This window comes from Campylobacter sp. TTU-622 (assembly GCF_016598965.1).
In the GTDB taxonomy this organism is placed as follows: Bacteria; Campylobacterota; Campylobacteria; order Campylobacterales; family Campylobacteraceae; genus Campylobacter_D.
The window spans coordinates 1-19,762 of sequence record NZ_JAENKR010000019.1 but is presented as its reverse complement, the minus strand read 5'-3'; the positions used below and the strand labels follow the sequence as shown (position 1 = coordinate 19,762).

The 19,762-nt window shown below is 26.0% G+C and carries 19 protein-coding genes and 1 pseudogene; 8 read left to right on the top strand and 12 right to left on the bottom strand.

Annotated features, from left to right (window positions below; translation table 11 throughout):
- Nucleotides 1-227: 227 nt before the first annotated feature.
- Together JG677_RS03400 and JG677_RS03395 are read left to right on the top strand one after the other, a co-directional pair.
- The gene (locus JG677_RS03400; RefSeq protein WP_200285183.1) at nt 228-1,076 is read left to right on the top strand and encodes a hypothetical protein; all 849 of its coding nucleotides are present in this window, start codon (nt 228-230) and stop codon (nt 1,074-1,076) included.
- 21 nt (nt 1,077-1,097) lie between these two features.
- Nucleotides 1,098-1,736 carry a MarC family protein gene (locus JG677_RS03395; RefSeq protein ID WP_200169466.1) on the top strand — a complete coding sequence of 213 codons (639 nt, stop codon included), beginning with the start codon at nt 1,098-1,100 and terminating at the stop codon, nt 1,734-1,736.
- Between the two features lie 39 nt (nt 1,737-1,775).
- Here the strand turns inward: JG677_RS03395 and aat are convergent, their stop codons facing one another.
- Genes aat through JG677_RS03335 form a run of 12 tightly spaced genes read right to left on the bottom strand, consistent with a single transcriptional unit; the run spans nt 1,776 to nt 12,824 of the window.
- Nucleotides 1,776-2,420 (bottom strand): leucyl/phenylalanyl-tRNA--protein transferase, encoded by a 645-nt coding sequence (gene aat / locus JG677_RS03390; protein WP_200217710.1) that lies wholly within the window; start codon nt 2,418-2,420, stop codon nt 1,776-1,778.
- Nucleotides 2,395-4,524, bottom strand: a complete 2,130-nt coding sequence (locus JG677_RS03385) for an AAA family ATPase (protein ID WP_200285182.1) — start codon at nt 4,522-4,524, stop codon at nt 2,395-2,397. Before JG677_RS03385 ends, aat begins: the two co-directional genes overlap by 26 nt.
- On the bottom strand, nt 4,521-4,811 hold the full coding sequence (locus JG677_RS03380; RefSeq protein ID WP_200169463.1) for an ATP-dependent Clp protease adaptor ClpS: 291 nt from the start codon (nt 4,809-4,811) through the stop codon (nt 4,521-4,523). The genes JG677_RS03385 and JG677_RS03380 overlap by 4 nt, the downstream gene beginning before the upstream one ends.
- Nucleotides 4,811-5,419, bottom strand: a complete 609-nt coding sequence (locus JG677_RS03375) for a TlpA family protein disulfide reductase (protein ID WP_200169462.1) — start codon at nt 5,417-5,419, stop codon at nt 4,811-4,813. The genes JG677_RS03380 and JG677_RS03375 overlap by 1 nt, the downstream gene beginning before the upstream one ends.
- A 2-nt stretch (nt 5,420-5,421) precedes the next feature.
- Nucleotides 5,422-5,880: an SsrA-binding protein SmpB gene (gene smpB, locus JG677_RS03370; protein ID WP_200285181.1), complete on the bottom strand. Its 459-nt coding sequence runs from the start codon at nt 5,878-5,880 to the stop codon at nt 5,422-5,424.
- Nucleotides 5,877-6,641 (bottom strand): 4-(cytidine 5'-diphospho)-2-C-methyl-D-erythritol kinase, encoded by a 765-nt coding sequence (locus JG677_RS03365; RefSeq protein ID WP_200285180.1) that lies wholly within the window; start codon nt 6,639-6,641, stop codon nt 5,877-5,879. The genes smpB and JG677_RS03365 overlap by 4 nt, the downstream gene beginning before the upstream one ends.
- Nucleotides 6,638-6,865, bottom strand: a complete 228-nt coding sequence (gene csrA / locus JG677_RS03360; protein WP_200169459.1) for a carbon storage regulator CsrA — start codon at nt 6,863-6,865, stop codon at nt 6,638-6,640. The genes JG677_RS03365 and csrA overlap by 4 nt, the downstream gene beginning before the upstream one ends.
- The gene (truB, locus tag JG677_RS03355; protein WP_200285179.1) at nt 6,859-7,677 is read right to left on the bottom strand and encodes a tRNA pseudouridine(55) synthase TruB; all 819 of its coding nucleotides are present in this window, start codon (nt 7,675-7,677) and stop codon (nt 6,859-6,861) included. The genes csrA and truB overlap by 7 nt, the downstream gene beginning before the upstream one ends.
- On the bottom strand, nt 7,674-9,764 hold the full coding sequence (locus tag JG677_RS03350) for an ATP-dependent helicase (RefSeq protein WP_200285178.1): 2,091 nt from the start codon (nt 9,762-9,764) through the stop codon (nt 7,674-7,676). The genes truB and JG677_RS03350 overlap by 4 nt, the downstream gene beginning before the upstream one ends.
- Nucleotides 9,761-10,198: a hypothetical protein gene (locus JG677_RS03345; RefSeq protein ID WP_200169456.1), complete on the bottom strand. Its 438-nt coding sequence runs from the start codon at nt 10,196-10,198 to the stop codon at nt 9,761-9,763. Before JG677_RS03345 ends, JG677_RS03350 begins: the two co-directional genes overlap by 4 nt.
- A 21-nt stretch (nt 10,199-10,219) precedes the next feature.
- Nucleotides 10,220-11,935: a M3 family oligoendopeptidase gene (locus tag JG677_RS03340; RefSeq protein WP_200217717.1), complete on the bottom strand. Its 1,716-nt coding sequence runs from the start codon at nt 11,933-11,935 to the stop codon at nt 10,220-10,222.
- Nucleotides 11,936-11,945: 10 nt separating this feature from the next.
- Nucleotides 11,946-12,824: an aspartate carbamoyltransferase catalytic subunit gene (locus tag JG677_RS03335; RefSeq protein ID WP_200285176.1), complete on the bottom strand. Its 879-nt coding sequence runs from the start codon at nt 12,822-12,824 to the stop codon at nt 11,946-11,948.
- Between the two features lie 131 nt (nt 12,825-12,955).
- Here JG677_RS03335 and metK point away from each other — a divergent pair, with 131 nt between their 5' ends.
- From metK to JG677_RS03305, 6 genes and pseudogenes are all read left to right on the top strand, one after another.
- Entirely contained in the window at nt 12,956-14,152 is a 1,197-nt protein-coding gene (gene metK, locus JG677_RS03330) for a methionine adenosyltransferase (RefSeq protein WP_200285174.1), read from the top strand.
- 143 nt (nt 14,153-14,295) lie between these two features.
- A pseudogene (locus JG677_RS03325) lies at nt 14,296-15,062 on the top strand (class I SAM-dependent methyltransferase).
- A gap of 54 nt (nt 15,063-15,116) precedes the next feature.
- Entirely contained in the window at nt 15,117-15,890 is a 774-nt protein-coding gene (locus JG677_RS03320) for a class I SAM-dependent methyltransferase (protein ID WP_200169451.1), read from the top strand.
- A gap of 8 nt (nt 15,891-15,898) precedes the next feature.
- Complete coding sequence (locus tag JG677_RS03315) at nt 15,899-18,229, top strand: PEP-utilizing enzyme (protein WP_200285172.1); 2,331 nt, start codon at nt 15,899-15,901, stop codon at nt 18,227-18,229.
- Complete coding sequence (locus tag JG677_RS03310) at nt 18,220-18,834, top strand: gamma-glutamyl-CDP-amidate hydrolase (protein ID WP_200285170.1); 615 nt, start codon at nt 18,220-18,222, stop codon at nt 18,832-18,834. The genes JG677_RS03315 and JG677_RS03310 overlap by 10 nt, the downstream gene beginning before the upstream one ends.
- Nucleotides 18,831-19,610 carry a phosphocholine cytidylyltransferase family protein gene (locus JG677_RS03305; RefSeq protein WP_200285167.1) on the top strand — a complete coding sequence of 260 codons (780 nt, stop codon included), beginning with the start codon at nt 18,831-18,833 and terminating at the stop codon, nt 19,608-19,610. The genes JG677_RS03310 and JG677_RS03305 overlap by 4 nt, the downstream gene beginning before the upstream one ends.
- Nucleotides 19,611-19,762 lie beyond the last annotated feature (152 nt).

Genomic DNA, 19,762 nt, shown 5'->3' with positions numbered 1-19,762 from the left:
CTTATAAAATGATTGAATAATTTTTAAGAAATTTTAATTTTATAAATAATTAAAGGTGTTAATTTTTATGTTGAAAATAATTTATTAAATGATTTGAATTTGTTTTTATAAGAAAATTACATTTTAAAATAAATTTTATAAAATAAAAAGATAATTAGAAGTAGTTAATTTTAAAAAATATTAAATTTATTACCTTATAATTTTTTAAATTTATTTAAAGGTAAATAATGTTGAAAATTTTAATATTAATGTTATTTTTTATTTTTAATCTTTATGCTTATGAAATTAAGAATTATGGCTTTAGCGTGAAAAATGGAAATTATTATTTAATTGAAAATCAAAAAGATCAATGCTTGATAAATAATATTTGCTCAATTAATTATATTAAACTTACAAAAGAATTAGAAGTAGAAAATTTAACCCCACAAGGTAAAGTTAAAGCATTAAATTCTTATAATAATAATTTATTTTTTATACCAGATTTAAATATTACTTTAGGTAGTTTTGAAAATCAGAAATTTAATAAAGATTTAAATTCTATAACTTTAGATAAAAGTTTAGAAAAAATTTTACAAGATGAAGATAATTTTTTTAAAAAAGATTTTCTTAATGTATATGGCAAAGATTTTAATAATACTTTAAAAATTACTTATATTACTAAAGATATGATGTTTTTTGATAATTTTGTAAGCTATTCTTATAGTTTTGCAGCTCATCCTTCTTTTTATGAGAGCGGTTTTGCACTTGATCTTAAAAATAAAAAAATAAAAACTTATATTTTAAAAGATCTTGTTAAAAACAATATTGCCTTTAAGAAATTAATTACAAAAAAACTTAAGAATTATTTTGAAATTCATAAAAGATATGATTTGGCTAATTTAGATTTTTTTAAAAATAATTATAATTTTAACATTCTTGAACAAGATGTATCCTTTAAGGAAGATAGTCTTTATATTAATTTACGCATTTTATTGGCAGAGGTTGGAAGAAATTTGGATTTTTTTAAGATATCATATAAAGATTTAAAACCTTTTGCAAAAGGTGATTTGGTAAAAATTACTAATAATATTAAATAATTGTTATAATTAAGCTTTGAGATGTTTGCCGAATTAGAATCAGAATTTCATTTAATATTAGTTTCTGCTATTGCTTTGCTTGCTGTATTAAATCCTTTTGGAAATTTAACACAGTTTATTGCTATGAGTGAAGGTTTGCCAACTTCTATGCGTAAAAAACTTTTTAGAAATATTCTTTATACTGCTTGTTTAATTGTTCTTGTTTTTTTATTTTCTGGATCTTATTTAATGATTTATATTTTTAGAATTGATTTGGATCATTTAAGAATAGCTGGTGGCTTAATTCTTATGATTATGGCAATTAGAAATTTGCTTTTTTCTACTTCGATTGTTGTTGAGGATTTTTCATATTACCAAGATTTAAGTGAAAAAGATTTTTTAAGAAAAAGCCTTATTCCTATGGCATTTCCTATGCTTGTGGGACCTGGAACTTTAGCTGCTGTTATAGTTATTCGTGAAGATAGTGGTTTAGAAATAGCATTAGGTGCTACTATTTTAGCTTTTATGTTTATGTTTTTTTTATTTCATTTTGCGGCAACAATAGAAAAAATTTTTGGAAAACTTATTCTACATGTTTTTTCTAGAATAGTTCAAGTTTTTATAGTGGCAATGGGTATTAAAATGATTTTATTAGGATTAGCAAATTTATATAAATTATAATTAATTAAATATGTAATAAATTATAAATATAAAAAATAGTTATAAAAGATTTTTAAAATTTTTAAATCCACTATTTAGTTGAATTTTCTCGCTTAATATTTTTAAAAATCGCTCTCTTGGAATATTTTTAGCTCCCATGAATTTTAAATGGGAATTATAAACTTGGCAATCTATTAAAAAATCATAAGGTTTTAATAATTCACATAGCTTAATTAAGGCTATTTTTGATACATTTTTTTCTACTCCTACCATACTTTCACCAAAAAATACCTTTCCTATTATTAGTCCATAAATTCCACCTACTAAAATATCATCTTTATAAACTTCTAAAGAGTGGGCATATCCTAGATTAAAAAGATTGGTATATGTGTATATAAAATCATCATTTATCCAGCTTTGCTCTCTAGTATTTTTACAAAGTTTTATTAAATTTAAAAAATTAAAATTAAGTTTAATGCTATATTTTTTAAAAAATTTTTTCATATTTTTTTGTATATGAATTTCTTCGGGTAAAAGAATACATCTAGGATCTGGACACCACCAAGTTACTGGATTACTAGTCCAAGGAAATAATCCAAAAGTATAAGCCTTAAGTATAAATTCTTCTTCCAATTTGGAGGTTAAAAATACAGGACTATCTTTTGGAGCTTTTAAAAGTTTAGTATATAAATTGAAGTTTTCCATTTTTATTAAGTTTGATTTTTATTTTTTCGCTTTTAAGTTTTCCTTGGAGAATTTCATCACTTATTTTTTCTCCGATTTCTTCAGCTATAATGCGTTTTAGTAATCGGACTCCAAATTCTTTATTATAAGCTTTTTTAGCTAGATAAATTTTAGCTTTTGCGTCAATGTCTAAAGTAATAGCCAAATTCTTTGAAATTTCACTAATTTCTTTTTGAACAATTTTGCTTAAGATATCATCATTTAAATCATTAAAATGTAAAATTTTATCGATACGATTGATAAATTCAGGGGCAAAAAAATCTTTGATAGCTCTATTATTTTTTTCTTCTTTTTGACTTAGAAAACCTAATTCATTATAATCTTTTAAGCCAAGATTTGAAGTCATAATAATAATAGTATTTTGAAAATCTATCTTCATTCCACTATTATCTGTTAAGCTTGCATTATCAAATATTTGCAAAAAAGTATTACTAAGATCAGGATGAGCTTTTTCAATTTCATCAAATAAAACTACACTAAAAGGATTTTTTCTAATTGCATTGCTTAAAATCCCGCCATCTTCATAACCAATGTATCCAGCAGGAGATCCTATAAGTTTGCTTAGAGCGTGTTTTTCAGCATATTCGCTCATATCAAATCTTTCTAAATGAAGTCCTAAAAATTTAGCTAAATTTTTACAAAGTTCTGTTTTTCCTACTCCGCTTGAACCAGTAAAAAGAAAAACTCCTTTTGGTGTGTTTTGATTTTTAAATCCTACATAACTTTGTTTAAGGGTTTTGCAAACACTATCAATAACTTCATCTTGTCCAAAAATAACAGATTTTAAATTAGAAGCTAGTTTGATTAAGGCACTATTTTGATCAAATTCAAAAATTTTATGAGATTTAGTCATTTTTGCTAATGTTAGTTCTAAATCTTTTAAAGTTGCATTTTTCTTCGCTTTTTTTTCAAGCGCAAATGAAGCACCTAGTTCGTCAATAAGGTCAATAGCACAATCTGGCAAGAATTTATCATTAAAAAATTTTTTACTCCATTTTATACTTGATTTGAGTATATCATCATTAAATTTTATATTATGAAATTTCTCATATTTAGGTCTTAAACCCTGAAGTATAAGAAAACATTCAGCTTCTGTAGGTTCATCAATATCAATTTTAGCAAAACGACGGCTCAAGGCTTTATTTTTATCAAAAGTATTTTTATATTCTATAAATGTTGTAGCGCCAATACATTTTAATCCTCCATTACTAAGAGCTGGTTTTAAAAGATTGGAAAAATCAGTATAAGAATCATTTCCAGCCCCAGCTCCAACAATAGTATGAATTTCATCTATAAATAAAATAGCATTAGGTATAGAACTAAGTTCGTTTAAAATATCTTTAATTCTTTTTTCAAAATCTCCTCTGTATTTTGTTCCAGATAAAAGACTGGCTAAATCAAGGCTATAAATTTTTACATCAAGTAATTGTTTAGGAACTTTTTTTTCATAAATTGCTAAGGCTAATCCTTCCACAATAGCTGTTTTACCAACTCCAGCTTCTCCTACTAAAATAGGGTTATTTTTTTTGCGTCTGCAAAGAATCTGTATAATTCTTTGTAGTTCAAAATTTCTACCAATTAAAGGATCTATTTTTCCTTCTTTTGCTAAGGTTATTAAATCACTTGCAAAGGTATTAAGATTATCTGATTGACTTGAATTTTTAATTTGCTGAATTTTATCAAGATTTAAACCATATTTTTGAAGTAAAAAATTACAATAGGTTCTATCATCTTGTAAAAGTTGGTCTAAAAAGTCAATAATTGTAATTTCTTGTAAAGGGTTTTCTTTTTTGGCTTTAAATAAAATTTCTTCTAACACTAAAGAAAATTCAGGCATAACTTCTTTATTTAAAATTTGATTTTTTTGAGCAATATAATTTTTGAGTTCATTTTCTAAAAGTGTAAAATCATTATTGCCCAGTTCATTAAATATTTCTTTAAAGTTTTCACTTAATTTTAAAAGAACAAATAATACGTGTTCGCAAGTAACGAATTCGTGATGATTTATACTACTTAGGTGTTTAGCATTTTCTAAAAATTTTTTTAATTCTTCTTGATATTTCATTCTTCTTCTACTCTAGTTTTTAATGGAAAATTAGCCATTAAGGCAGCATTTGAAACTTGTTTTTGCTTTGAAAGGGCAATTTCTTGCGTATAAATTCCGCATACACCTGAACCATTACAATGAACTTCAAGCATAATATTATTAGCCACTTCAAAACTATGATGAAAAATATTCATTAAAATTTCTATAACAAAATCCATCGTAGTAATATCATCATTTAAAAGTAAAACTTTAAACATTTTTGGTTCTTTTAATTTTGTATGTTCTAAAATTTGAGTTTTTGCCATTATTTTTTCTCATAAATTAAATTTAAATCTTGTTGCATTAAGCTTGTAGGAATTTTTCCTAAATAAAAATAAGTTTTTTTACCTTCATTCCAATAATCAGTTAATTCTTGATAAATTCCATTTTTTAAAACGACTTTAAAAGGAAGTTGTTCCATGCTTTGATAATTAATATCTTTTAAAATTTGTGCAATAATTCTACTATTTTCATTAGAATTACTTAAAAAATAATAAGCTCCATAATCATCAGCAAATTTTTTAACTTCAGTATCACTTACATCTTCAAAATGTGTTAAGCCTATAATAAAAAATTGTTTAGTGTTATTTTTCCATAAAGTGCTTAGTTCAAGTGCTTCTTCTTTACAAGGTGTGCAAAAAGTTCCAAAAAAATCAAACATAAGCACTTTATTTTCATCTCCTTCTATGATAAAACCTTTTTGAGTTCTTATTAAAGTTTTACTTCCACCATTTACGTTATTTAAAACAATTTTATCACCTTGATTATATTCTTTAAATAAAAAATCATTTTGAATTTTTTCTTCATTATTAGAACAAGCACTGATAAAATAACCTAGTAATAATAAAACTAATAAAGTATATTTATTTTTCATCTTTATCCTTTATAATTTTTTATAGCCATTTTTGCCTCTAAATCAGCTTGTTTTTTCTTTAAAGTTTCACGTTTATCATGTAAATTTTTTCCTTTAGCTAATGCTAAGGTTGCCTTAACTTTATTTTTAATATTAAAGTATAGATCCAAAATCACTAAAGTATAACCTTCTACACTTACCTTTCCTAAAAGTTTGTCTATTTGTCTTCTGTGCATTAGAAGTTTTCTTGGCGCCCTTTCTTCATGTTTGTAATGAGAATGTGTTGTATTAAGATGAGAAATATGGGCATTAAGCAAATAAAGCTCCCCTTTAATAATGCGAACAAAAGAATCTTTTAGATTTGTCCTAGCTTGTCTTAATGCTACAACTTCACTCCCTTTTAAAACAATTCCAGCTTCAAAGGTTTCTAAAATAGTATAATCAAATAAAGCTTTTTTATTTCTTGCAATATTTTTTTTCATTTTTTAACCTTAAAAACACTACTTCCACTACCGCTTAAGAAAAAATTATTAGTTAAATATTCTTTCATTTTAGGATATAAAATTACACAAGGAGTAAATAAATCATTAAGCTTGAAATTATTAAATCTTTCTAAAAGCTCTTTAGTATTTAATTTTTCATAGTTTTTAGCTTCTTCAAAATTTTTTGAAAAATCAAAAGAAGTTTTATCAAATTGTTTATAAACCTCTTTTGTATGGCAGTGAATTTCTGGGAAAGTAAATTCTAAATTTGGAATATCATCATAAATTTCTTCGATAATCTCTCCGCAACCGCTAACATTGGCACTTTTATAACCACTTAAGAAAAAAGCTACATCACTACCTAATTGCAAGCTTAAATTTATAAGTTTTTCTTTAGAAATTTTTAAATTTAATTCTTCATTCATCATCAGTAAAAAACTCGCCGCATCTGAGCTTCCTCCGCCAAGACCTGCACAAGTTGGGATATTTTTGATGAGCTTAAGACTTTTGTTTTTAAAAAATTCTTCTAATTCAGATTTATATCCATAATTGCAAAGCGAATGATAAGCTTTTTCGATGATATTATTTTCACATATAAAATCACTAATGAGCTCAAATCCTTCTTGTGTTTTTTGATTTATGATTAAAAGTTCATCAAAAAGTTCCTCTATTAAAATAAAGCGAGATTTTAATAAATGATAAGATCTTTTATCTAAGCCAATAAGTTTTAAAAAAATATTTGCTTTAGCATAAGCTTTCATTTTTTTAGTTTCTTGCTAAGATCATCAAGTTTGATTTCTTTTTGGACAACTGAATGTAAATTCTCATCTTTAATTTGTGTAATGAGTTCTTTTCTAAGTATCATTAAGGATTTTGGTGCTTCTATGCCTATTTTTGCATAACCTTTTCCAGTTTGAACAATTTTAATTTCTATATCTTCACCAATTTTTATACTTTCATTTTCTTTTCGTGATAATATTAACATTTTGCAACCTTATTTAAAATATAATTTACTTTATTATTTTCAATGTTAATAATTGAAAAAAAATTTTTTTCTTCAAGATAGTAAGTACCATTTTCTTGATATGTTAATTCTTTGATATCAATTTTTATTCCATTTTCTAATTTATCGCTATCTTTAAGGAAATTTTTTTTTAAATTTAAATATTGTAGCACATTTAAACTTTTTTCATTGTTATAAAAAAACTCACCTTCTTTAACACGTTCAAGAGCGCTTAATGTTGCATTTATTCCTATTTTTTTAGCAAAAATTTCACAATAAGATCTAATATAAGCTCCTTCGCTCACTGAAAGTTCTATAGTTAAAAAAGGATGATTATAATGTAAAATTTTACATTCATAAATATACATTTTACAAGGTTTAAGTTCTACATTTTGTCCTTTTTTTGCAAATTCATAAGCTCTTTTACCTTGAATTCTTTTTGCACTAAATTGAGGAGGGATAAATTCAATTTCTCCTAAAAGTTCATTTTTAATTTTCTCTAAAAAATCAAGATTGTAAGAATCGATTATTTTTACTTGTGTGATATTTTTATCATCTAAGCTTAAAGACTTAACCCCAAGCCAAAGAGTAGCCCTATAAATTTTTGGAGTTTTTTTTAGAAAGCGAAAAAGTTTGCTAAATTGATTAAAAGCTATAATTAAAACCCCTTTAGCAAAGGGATCAAGCGTTCCTGAATAACCTGCTTTTTTTACTTTATATTTTTTTTTAATAGAATTTAAAAAAGCATTTGAACTCATTCCGCTTGGTTTATAGCCGACAAAAAGTTTATTCATACTATTTTTTCCACAAAAGAAGATAAGATATTACGGGTAATACCACCAAAATTAATACTGAGTTTTTCTTCATTTTTACTTTTTTGAACCTCAATAATTCTTCCTATCCCAAAAATTTTATGTTTAATTAAATCCCCTTTTTTAAATCCTATTTCTTTTTCTTGTAAAATATGTCCTTGTGAAATACTTTCTTTTTTTAAATTTTTAAGATTTAAGCAGCTTTCTTCAAGAAATTGACTTTTTTTAAATGGCATTCTTATGCCTTTATGAAATCTTGAATGTGCAAAACTAAGATAAAGATATTTTTTAGCTCTTGTAATAGCAACGTATGCTAAGCGTCTTTCTTCTTCAATATCGCTTGTATCATTTAATAATGGAAATATACCTTGTTCTAATCCCATAATAAAAATATGATCAAATTCAAGTCCTTTGCTTGAGTGGATACTCATTATATTAATGCTTTTTTCACTAAGATCATCTTGATCACTTAAAAGTGCAATTTCATTTAAGATATCATCTAAATTTTCGTAATATCCTTCTTTAATTTTATCTTTAAGACTTGCATAAAACTCATCAATATTAGAAATTTTATCTTCAGAATCTGCTTGATTTTGATAAAAATCTTTGAGTTTTATTTTTTCTTCTAGTTGATTAATGAGTTCTTTTAAATTGCTACATTCTCGTAAAGCTTTTATGTGTTCTAAAAAAAGATGAATTTCTTTTTGTGTTTTTTTAGGAAAAAATTCGCTTTGATCAAGATTATTAAGAGCTTCAAATAATGAGATTTTTTCTTTTTGTGCATAATCTTCTAATTTTTTTAAACTTGTAGAACCAAAATTTCTTCTTGGTCTATTTATGATACGTTTCAAAGAATAATCATCATTAAGATTGATTAGAAGTCTAAGATAAGAAATAATATCTTTAATTTCAGCTCTTTCATAGAATTTAATTCCACTTAAAAGTTTAAAAGGAATTTTTTCTTTATTAAGTGCCTCTTCTAAGGCGCGCGAAAGAGCATTAATGCGAAATAAAACAGCAATCTCGCCGGCATCAACTCCTTGTTGGAGTAATGTTTTTATATGTTTTGCTATTTTAAGACTTTCTTCTTTTTCATCTTGCGCTTCATCGATCTTAATTTGTTCTCCTTGATCTTTAGTGCAAATAAGTTCTTTACCTAATCTTTTATCATTGTTTTTTATAAGTTTATTGGCAGCATTTAAGATATTTCCTACTGATCTATAATTTTGTTCAAGTTTTACAAGTTTTACATTTTTAAATTCGCTTTGAAAATTTAAAATATTTTCGATTTTTGCACCACGCCATCCATAAATACTTTGATCATCATCACCTACGACACAAATATTTTCGTGTATTAAACAAAGATTTTTTAGAATTTTATATTGTAAAGCATTGGTATCTTGATATTCATCTACTGTGATATAGTGATAAAGTGTGCTTTGTTCTTTGGCAAAATTTTGATCACTTTCTAAAATTATATTGCTTAACATTAATAAATCATCAAAATCAACAAAATTATTTTTTAAAAGATAGTTTTGATAATTTTTATAACAAAGAGCTAATTTCTCAAATTTTTTAAATTTTTCCTCTTCATTTTTGTAAAGATTTAAATCATTAAAAACCATTTCTACATTTTTAGAATGATTTTTTAAATATGAAATATAATTGGAAAGATTTGAAGCATTTAAATCTTCATTTATAAGTTCTTTAATAATCTTTTTTTTATCTTCAGTATCAATAATGATAAAATTATTTTTACGCCCCAATTTTTCTATATGCATTCTTAAAAATAAAAGACCGAATTTATGAAAAGTGCATAATAAAGGATTTTGATTCTTGGAATTTTTCATCAAATTTAAAGCCCTAGTTTTCATAACATTAGCTGCTTTATTGGTGAAAGTCAAAGTTAAAGTATTTTGCGCAGGAATGCCAACTTCATCAATTAAATAAGCAAGTCTTGTTGTAATAGTTTTTGTTTTTCCACTTCCTGCTCCTGCTAAAATAAGCATAGGTCCATCTATATGTTTAATAGCCTCTTTTTGGCTTTGGTTTAAATCTTTAAAAATCATTTTTTAAAGATATCTTTATTTTTAGGATTATTTAAAAATAAATCTATTGATTTTTTGGCAAGATTTTCATCTTTTCTTTTATAGAAACTAAAATTGATAAATATAGCATTATTTTCAATTTGGATTTGAGTGATAGCTCCTAAATCAACTTTAACAAAAGTAGCAAAATCATCTGCTCCAAATCCTGCATGAAAATGAATGTATTCTTTATCTAATTTGATAGAAGTAAAGGTATATCCTGCTAAAGCAAAAAGTGTATAAGGATTTTCACTTAGATCTAAATGTTTAGGAAGTTCGGGATTAAACTGAATATATTTTGTATTGCAAACTATAGAAAATTCTATATTTTTTTCAATTAAAGTTTGGATAATTTCATAGCAGTGTTGTTGCATTAATTTTATAAAATCATTATCTTGCAAAAGCTTTTCTATCATAATTTTTCCTTAAATAAAAGACTATTTAAAATTAATAAAATCATTAATTAATTTTTCAATTTCTTTAATGCCTATTTCCCAGAAATTTTTACTTTCTATATCAAAACCAAATGAAGCTATGAGATCTTTAGGGCTAATACTACCTCCTGAACTTAACATCTTAAGATACAATTCTTTAAAATTAGAACATTTATTACTTTTATAAAGTCCATAAAGAGCTAAGACTAAAAGTTGTGCATAAGCATAAGCATAACAATAAAATGGCGAATGTATAAAATGAGGGATATAAGACCACCAGCAAGCATAGTTTTTAGTTAAAATAACGCTATCTCCAAACATTTTTTGAGATTCTTCAAGCCAAATTCTATCAATTTTATCTTTGCTTAATTCATTTTTTTCTTTATAAATACGTCTTTCAAAACAAGTAAAATTAATTTGTCTATAAAAAGTGGCAAAAATATCTTCAATTTTAGCTGCATAAAGGGCTAATAATTCTTCTTTATTAAGTCTGTCTTTAATATAATCAAAAACAAGCATTTCAGCAAAAACAGAAGCCATTTCAGAAGTAGTTAAAGGAGTATTTTGGTTTAAAAAACTTACTTTATAAGAAAGTTTTTGGTGTATAGTGTGTCCTAATTCGTGTGCAAGGGTAAAAAGATCACGTCTTTGGTTAGTATAATTTAATAAAATAAAAGGATGAGAATCAGGTGTTGCTGGATGAGAAAATGCTCCACTTTGTTTTTTATTTTTTGGATATACATCAAGCCAACCTTTATCAAAGGCTTCTTGTGCTATATCTTTAAATTCTTTAGAAAAAGTTCCAAAAGCATTTAAAACTATTTTTTTAGCTTCCTTAAAGTCAAAATGGGCTTCTTTGCCAATAGGTGCATATCTGTCATAATCTTTTAATTTATTAAAACCTAAAATTTGTTTTTTTCTTTTATAAAATTTAGAAACAAGATGAAAATTTTTTTGAGCACTTAAAATTAAAGTATCAACGCTTTTTTGTGAAATTTGATTACTTATATGTCTTGGAAGTTCGTAATTTTCATAACCTCTTAAATTACAAATTATTTGTCTTTGGGTTTTTACCATATTGAAAATAAAGGTTAAAAGTAGAGAATTTTTTTCTAAACTTTTAGTGAATTTTTTAGCTGCTTTTTTACGTATCTTTCTATCGTGATGATAAAGTTTGCTTAAAATCTCTTCTTCACTTAATTTTTTCCCTTCAAAAGGAATTTTTAAAGCACTCATACTTTCATCAAAAAGTCTTGCAAAAGCATTTGCTCCAGTATTTGAAAGCTGTAATAAAATTCTTTCTTCTTTTTTTGATAGATTATATTGTTTGTTTTTAATTAAATTATCAAGATAAAAGCTATAGTCTTTGCAAAAATTAATAAATTCTTGTGATTTTTCTTGCTTTAAATCGCAAAATTCTAGTTCAAAAAAAAGTATATTCTCTTCAATTTTTTTGCATTCTTCTTCATATTTTGCATAAAAAGAACCTTTTGTTGTATCTTTTGCAAAAGTTAAATAAGCAAAAGTGAGAATTTTTTGTAATACTAGATTGAGATTTTCATATTCTTTTAAAGAAACTAAAAATTCTTTAGGATTTAATTTATAAAGATTATTTTCATATTTTAGCTTAAATTCAGATGATTTTTTTAAATAATTTTGCATAAATTCATCAAGTTTATTTTCGTTTATAAATAATGAACTTAAATCCCATTCTAGCATTTATTTCTCCTTAATTTTCTAAGATAAATTTTTTTAAAATAGCCATACGAATAGCAACTCCATGTTCAACTTGTTTTAAAATTAAACTCCTTGGATCATTCATTACTTCATCGCTGATATCAATATTTCTATTAACAGGACCAGGATGTAATAAAATTACTTTTTTATCATCAATCAAATTTGAATTAATGCAAAAATTATTAGCATAATCTTTTAGTGAAGCATAAACTATTTTTTCGTGTCTTTCAACTTGTGTTCTTAAGCTCATAATGATATCAGCTTTTTCTATAGCTTTTTTTGCATCATAAGTATATTCTAAATTAGAATTTGGCATAAAATGAGGCGGTGCAACTAGAGTGATTTTAATTCCAAAGCGTGTTAAAAGATCAATATTTGAATTTGCAACACGAGAGCTTTTAATATCTCCTATAATAGCAATTTTTTTCCCTTGCACTGCACCTTCAAAATGTTCATAAATTGTAAATAAATCAAGCAAAGCTTGTGTTGGATGTGCATGTTTTCCATCTCCTGCGTTAATCAAAGGACAATGAATATAGCGTGATAAAATTTCAGGCGCTCCTGAATGCGAGTGTCTAATTATTATTGCATTAGGATTCATAGCATCTAAATTAGCTGCTGTATCATAAAGTGTTTCTCCTTTACTAGAACTACTTCTTGCAACATCTAAACGCAATACTCTAGCACCTAATCTTCTTGCGGCACTTTCAAAACTTGAAAGTGTTCTTGTGGAATTTTCAAAAAATATAGTTGTAATACTTTTGCCCTCTAATAGCGTTCTTGGTTTTTTGTCTAAAAAATCCTTTGCATCTTTAAAAATATCTAAAACTTCCTGATTACTTAAATTTTTTGTACTAATAAGATGCCTCATTTTTTTCCTTTTGTATTAGTATAAAAATTAATTTCATTCTAACAAAACTAAACTTAATCTTACAAATATTTTAACTATAAATTTATTTAATAAGACTATAATAAAGCTTTATTTTTTTAGAAAGGACTTTTATGTATCTATTCACTTCAGAAGTCGTAAGCCCTGGTCATCCTGACAAGTGTGCTGATATAATCGCTGATACAATAGTGGATATACTCTTGAAAAATGACAAAAATTCAAGGGTGGCGAGTGAGGTTTTTGTCGCAGGAAATAAAGTTGTAATTGGAGGAGAGGTTAAATCAAATTACAAACTTAATAAACAAGATTATGACAATTTAGTAAAAGATGTTTTAAGAAATATAGGTTATGATGGAGCAGGACATTTTAGCAAAGAGCAATGTTTACATCCTGATGAAATCGAGGTTATGGTATTTTTAAATGAGCAAAGTCCAGATATTAACCAAGGTGTTGATCAAGAAGATGGTGAAACTGGTGCAGGAGATCAAGGTATTATGTTTGGTTTTGCAAGTTGTGAAGCTGATGAGTATATGCCAGCTGCAATTTCTTATGCGAGAATGCTTTGTGATAAAGTTTATGCTTATGCTAAAGATCACCCACATGAACTTGGAGTAGATATTAAAACTCAAGTAACTATTGATTATGGAACAAAAGAGAATTTTGAAAATTGCAAGCCACAAAGTATTCATACTATAGTAGTTTCTGCGCCTTGTATTGAAAGTATGAAAATAGAAGATTTAAGAGCTTTGATAATGAAGCTTATTTTAGACACAAATTTACCAAAAGAACTCTTTAATCTTGAAAAAACAAGAATTTTGATAAATCCAACAGGAAAATATGTTAATCATAGTTCTTTACATGATAGTGGTTTAACCGGAAGAAAACTTATCGTTGATAGTTTTGGCGGGTATTCACCTATTGGGGGTGGTGCACAATCTTCTAAAGATTATACTAAAGTCGATAGAAGTGGTCTTTATGCAGCAAGATGGCTTGCTAAAAATATAGTTGCAGCAAAACTTGCTAAGAAATGCATAGTTCAACTTAGTTATGCTATAGGTGTTGCTAAGCCAATTTCAGTAAGTGTTGATTGCATGGGGACAAATACCAAGATAAATGATGAGGTTTTAAGTGATTTTGTAATGAAAAATTTTGCTTTAACTCCAAATTGGATAAGAGATAAATTTCATCTTGATAGACCAAGCAAAGAAACTTTTTTATATGCTGATGTAGCTGCACGTGGGCAAGTAGGTCAAAAAGATTATCCTTGGGAACAACTTGATGCTCTAGAGCAATTTAAATCTTTGCTTTAGCTTTTAAGTATTTAAAGCAAAAGTGTGATTATATATTTATATAATTTTATACCCTAAATTTGCCTTCTTGTTTAATTTAAATTTAATAGGGGCGGGGTATAATTAATTTTTTATTTATACTTTAAAATTTATAAGGAATTTCAATGAAGCAAGGTGATTTTACAAAAGTTGCAAAACATTATCATAATAGACCTGCATATAGTTCTATGTTGATTGAAAAATTAATTCGTTGTATTAATGATAAAAATAAACAAAATCTAAATGTCGTTGAAGTTGGAGCTGGAACAGGAAAATTAACTAAGATTTTAGCCAATGAGTTTAATTTAAATATTACAGCAGTTGAACCTAATGATAATATGAGAGAAGAGGGGATAAAATATACCCAAGATTGTTCAAATATTACTTGGAAAAAAGGCAGTGGAGAAGAAACTAATATAGAAGGTGGTATAGCTGATTGGGTTATTATGGCAAGTTCTTTCCATTGGACCGATCCTAAAAAATCACTCCCTGAATTTAATCGTATATTGACAGGGGGGGGTATTTCACTGCAATTTGGAATCCACGCCATATAGTAAAAGGTTCTGTTTTTGATGAAATTGAAACGGAAATTAAGAATATTGTTCCAGAGCTTAATCGTGTGAGCAGTGGGACGCAAAATGTTAAAAAGTGGGAAGAAATTCTTGTCTCAACAGGAGATTTCACAGATTGCTTTTTTATGGAGTGTGATTACAAAGAGTTTTGGGATAAAGAACGTTATCTTGGAGCTTGGCATTCTGTAAATGATATACAAGCACAAGCAGGTGAAAAAAGATGGAAAGAAATTTTAGATATGATAGAAGCTAAAATTTCACATATGCAAAGTATAGAAATTCCTTATAAAATAAGAGCTTGGACAGCTAGAAAAGCATAAAATAATTTTCCTTTTTTCATCAAAGCTTGTTTAAGAATGAAAAAAGGAAATAAAATGCAAAAATTAGTAGAGCAAGTATGGGATTATACAAAACATGCAAAATTTTATAGTTATAGACCAAATTATGCACCAAAAACTATAGATATGTTAATTACATTAGCAAAATCAAAAGATATTAATAAAAATTTAAAAGTTGCTGATATTGGTGCTGGAACTGGAAATTTGAGTATTATGTTACTTGAGAGATCTTGTGAAGTTGTTTCAGTAGAGCCAAATGATGCTATGAGAGAAATTGGCATAGAGAGAACTAAAGGGCAAAATATAAAATGGGTTAGAGCAACAGGAGTTGATTCTACTTTAGAAAATAATCAATTTGATTGGGTAACTTTTGGAAGTAGTTTTAATGTGATGGATAGAAATGAAGCTTTAGAAGAAAGTTATCGTTTGTTAAAAAAAGATGCTTATTTTTCTTGTATGTGGAATCACAGAGATTTAAATGATCCTATCCAAAAAATTGCTGAAGATACTATTCTAGAATTTGTTCCAAATTATACAAGAGGAACTAGAAGAGAAGATCAAAGACCTATTATTGAAAGTAGAAAGGATCTTTTTGATAATATAGTTTATATAGAAGAAGATTTTTATTTTCATCAAAGTATAGAAAATTATATTAATGCTTGGAAAAGCGTTAAAAATCCTTATTGGGATTTAGAAACAAAAGAGGGAGCAGAGCTTTTTGAAAAAATTAGTTTAAAAATGAGTGAAAGACTTCCAAAAGAATTTGATATTAAATACACTACAAGATGTTGGAGTGCTAAGAAAAAATAAGGATCATAATGAAGCTAGAATTTCAAACTAAGGCAAAAAATTTACTTATTTTACAAGATAAATTAAAAAGTGCAAAGATTTTGCCTCTTGTTATCACTTCTTTAAACGAGCTTGAGTATAAAACTAGTGAAGTTTTAGAGAAAATTAAGACTTTAGATTCTAAAAAACTTATTGTTCGTAGTTCTTCAAAAAGTGAAGATAGTACAATGAATTCTAATGCAGGGGCATTTTTATCCCTTGCAAATATTTCAAATGATAAAGAAGATCTTTTAAAAGCTTTAAAAGAAGTTGGAAATTCTATGCCTTCAAAAAATGATGAAATTCTTATTCAACCTATGTTGGAAGATATTAAAATTTGTGGTGTAGCTTTTAGTGTAGATAAAGATAATTTTGCTCCTTATTATTGTCTTTCTTATGATAAAAGTGGTTCAAATAGTTCAATTACAGATGGTTCAAGTAATAATGCTTGTGTTTATTTTCATTATAGGGATTATCTAGAATTTGAAGATGAAAATAATCAAAAAATTATTACTATGATAAAGGAATTAGAGAAATTATTTTCTTGTAATTTTTTAGATATTGAATTTGCTTTTGCAACTTATAAAGGTAAAAGCGAACTTTTTTGTTTGCAAGTAAGACCTTTGGTAATGCAAAATAAGATAAATCTTTTTAAAGCTTTACCAAAAGAATCTTTAGAAAGATTTTATAAACGATTTATTTCTTTACAAGAAAAACGTCCAAGGGTTCTAGGAGATAAAGCACTTTTTGGTGTAATGCCTGATTGGAATCCAGCTGAAATTATAGGTTTAAAACCAAAAAGATTGGCCTTAAGTTTGTATAAAGAAATAATTACTGATAATATTTGGGCATATCAAAGAAATAATTATGGTTATCGAGATTTAAGATCTCATCCTTTGATACATTCTTTTTTAGGAGTTCCTTATGTTGATGTAAGACTTTCTTTTAATTCTTTTATTCCTAAAAAATTAGATGAAAAAATTGCAAAGAAATTAATTAATTTCTATCTTGATAAGCTTGATCAAAATCACGAATTGCATGATAAAGTTGAATTTGATATAGTATTTTCTTGTTATGATTTTAATACTCCTAATAAACTTAAAACTCTTTTGAATGAAGGATTCAATGAAAACGAGATTAAAAGACTTGAATTTTCTTTACTTGAACTTACAAATGAGATTATAGATTCTAAAAAAGGACTTTATTTAAAAGATATTGAAAAATCAAAAAAATTAAAACAAAGCTATGAAGATATTATTAATTCCGATTTTTCTTTGATTGATAAAATTTATTGGCTTTTAGAAGAATGCAAGCGTTATGGAACTTTACCTTTTGCTGGAGTTGCAAGAGCTGGGTTTGTAGCAATACAAATGTTAAATTCTTTAGTTGAGATTAATTTTTTTACCAAAGAAGAAAAAATGCTTTTTTTAAACTCTTTAGAAACCATAAGCAAAACTTTAAGTTTTAAAATAAATTCTTTAAATGAAGAAAATAAGCAAGAGTTTTTGGAAATTTTTGGACATTTAAGAGCTGGAACTTATAATATTTTATCTCCAAGATATGATGAAAATTTTAAAGCTTATTTTGATATAAAAAATTATAAGCAAGAAGAAAATTTAAAATCAGATTTCATTCTTAGTATTGATAAAAAAGAGAAATTGCAAAATCTTTTAAAAGAGCATGGATTTAGTATAAATACAGATGAGTTTTTTTCTTTTTTAAAAAATGCTATTGAAGGAAGAGAACTTGTAAAATTTGATTTTACAAAATTACTTTCTAAAAGCATTTCTATGATTGAAGAGCTTGGAAAATATTATAAAATAGATAAAGAAGATATGGCACATCTTGATATAAAAAGTATTTTAAATCTTTATTCAAGTCTTTATTCTCAAAATCCTAGAGAGCAGTTTTTAGAAGAAATTAAACGTCATAAAAAAGAGTATGAATTAACCTTGGCTTTGAAACTTCCTTCACTTTTAAATAAAGCTAGTCAAATTTTTGCTTTTTCTTCAAGCTCTGTTATCCCAAATTTTATTACTCAAAAGCGTATCAATGCTAAAACAGCAAAAGAGAATGAAGCTGATTTAGAGGGTAAAATCGTTCTTATTTATGCAGCAGATCCTGGATATGATTATTTATTTACTAAAAATATCGCTGGTTTTATTACTTGTTATGGTGGAGCTAACTCTCATATGGCTATAAGAGCTTCAGAACTTGCAATACCAGCTGTTATAGGTGTTGGAGAAGTTGATTTTGCAAAATATTTAAAAGCAAAGAAACTTATCATAGATTGTGAAAGTGAGCAAATCATTTGTTTATAGGTATTACACAAAGATTAATAGAAGAAGAAAAATATAAAGAATTAAGAGAAGCCTTAGCGCTTGAATGGGGAGATTTATTTTCAAATTCTGCTCTTTTTAAAGATTTTATTCCTCTTGCTTTAAGTTATGAAATAGATTTTAAACGCTATGCTCCTTACTTAAAAGCTGTTATTTTAAGCGGAGGCAATGATTTAAGTATATTTAAAGAAAGTTTTTTGTCTAAAAAAAGAGATATTTATGAAGAACAAATTATTAAATATTGTTTAAAAACAAATACCCCGCTTTTAGGAATTTGTCGTGGGGCGCAAATGATAGCTTATTTTTTTAATTCTTCATTGCAAATGCTTTCTAATCACGTAGGAAATCACAAAGTGATTTTAAATGATGAAAATTCTTTTATAAGCAATTCCTTTCATAATTATGCTATTGTAAATTTAGGTGAGGATTTAGAAATTTTAGCTATAGCAGAAGATCAAAGTATAGAAGCTTTTAAGCATAAGGATAAAAATATTTTTGGTTTAATGTGGCATATAGAAAGAAAAAATGGACTCAATAATACAAAAATTTTGAAACAATGGCTTAATACAATAAAGGAAAACAAATGAAAGCAATTATTTTAGCAGCAGGATTTGGATCAAGACTTATGCCTCTAACAAAAAATAATCCTAAATGCATGGTGAAATATCAAAACGAAGAATTAATCTCTTATGAAATTAAAGCTTTAAAAGAAGCTGGAATTTTTGATATAGCAGTAGTTGGAGGATATCTATCTAATATTTTAAAAGAATTTATCAAGGATAAATTTAATCTTTATAATTTTTATGAAAATAAAAATTATACTCATACAAATATGGTTCAAACTCTTTTTTGTGCAAGAGAATTTTTACAAAAATGCATAAAACAAAAAGAAGATTTAATTATCTCTTATGCAGATATAATCTATTTTAAAGATAGTATAGAAAAACTTATGCAAGCTAAAGATGATTTGGCTATAGTGATAGATAAAGAATGGAGAAAACTTTGGCAAAAAAGATTTAAAAATCCTTTAGATGATGCTGAAACTTTAAAACTTGATAATAAAGGATTTATCAAAGAATTAGGAAAAAAGGCTAAAAGTTATGATGAAATAGAAGGGCAATATATAGGACTTTTTAAAATTAGTGCTAATTTTTTACCTTCTGTTTTAAACTTTTACGATAATCTTGATAAAAATATTTTTTATGATGGAAAAGATTTTAACAATATGTATATGACAAGTTTTCTACAAGCTTTAATTGATACATTTAATAATGCTAAAGCAATAGAAATTTATGGGAATTGGTGCGAAATAGATTTTAAAAGTGATCTGGAGGTACAAATTAATGAAGATAAAACCAATTAAACATAGCAAATCTTTTAAACTTTTAAAAGAAAAAGGTTTAAAAGCTTGGTTAGAATATAGATATTTTAAAATTTTAAGAACTTATGAAAAACATATAGTTTTAAAATATACAAAATGCTTTAAGCCCTTGCCTAAAAATTATAAATTTATAC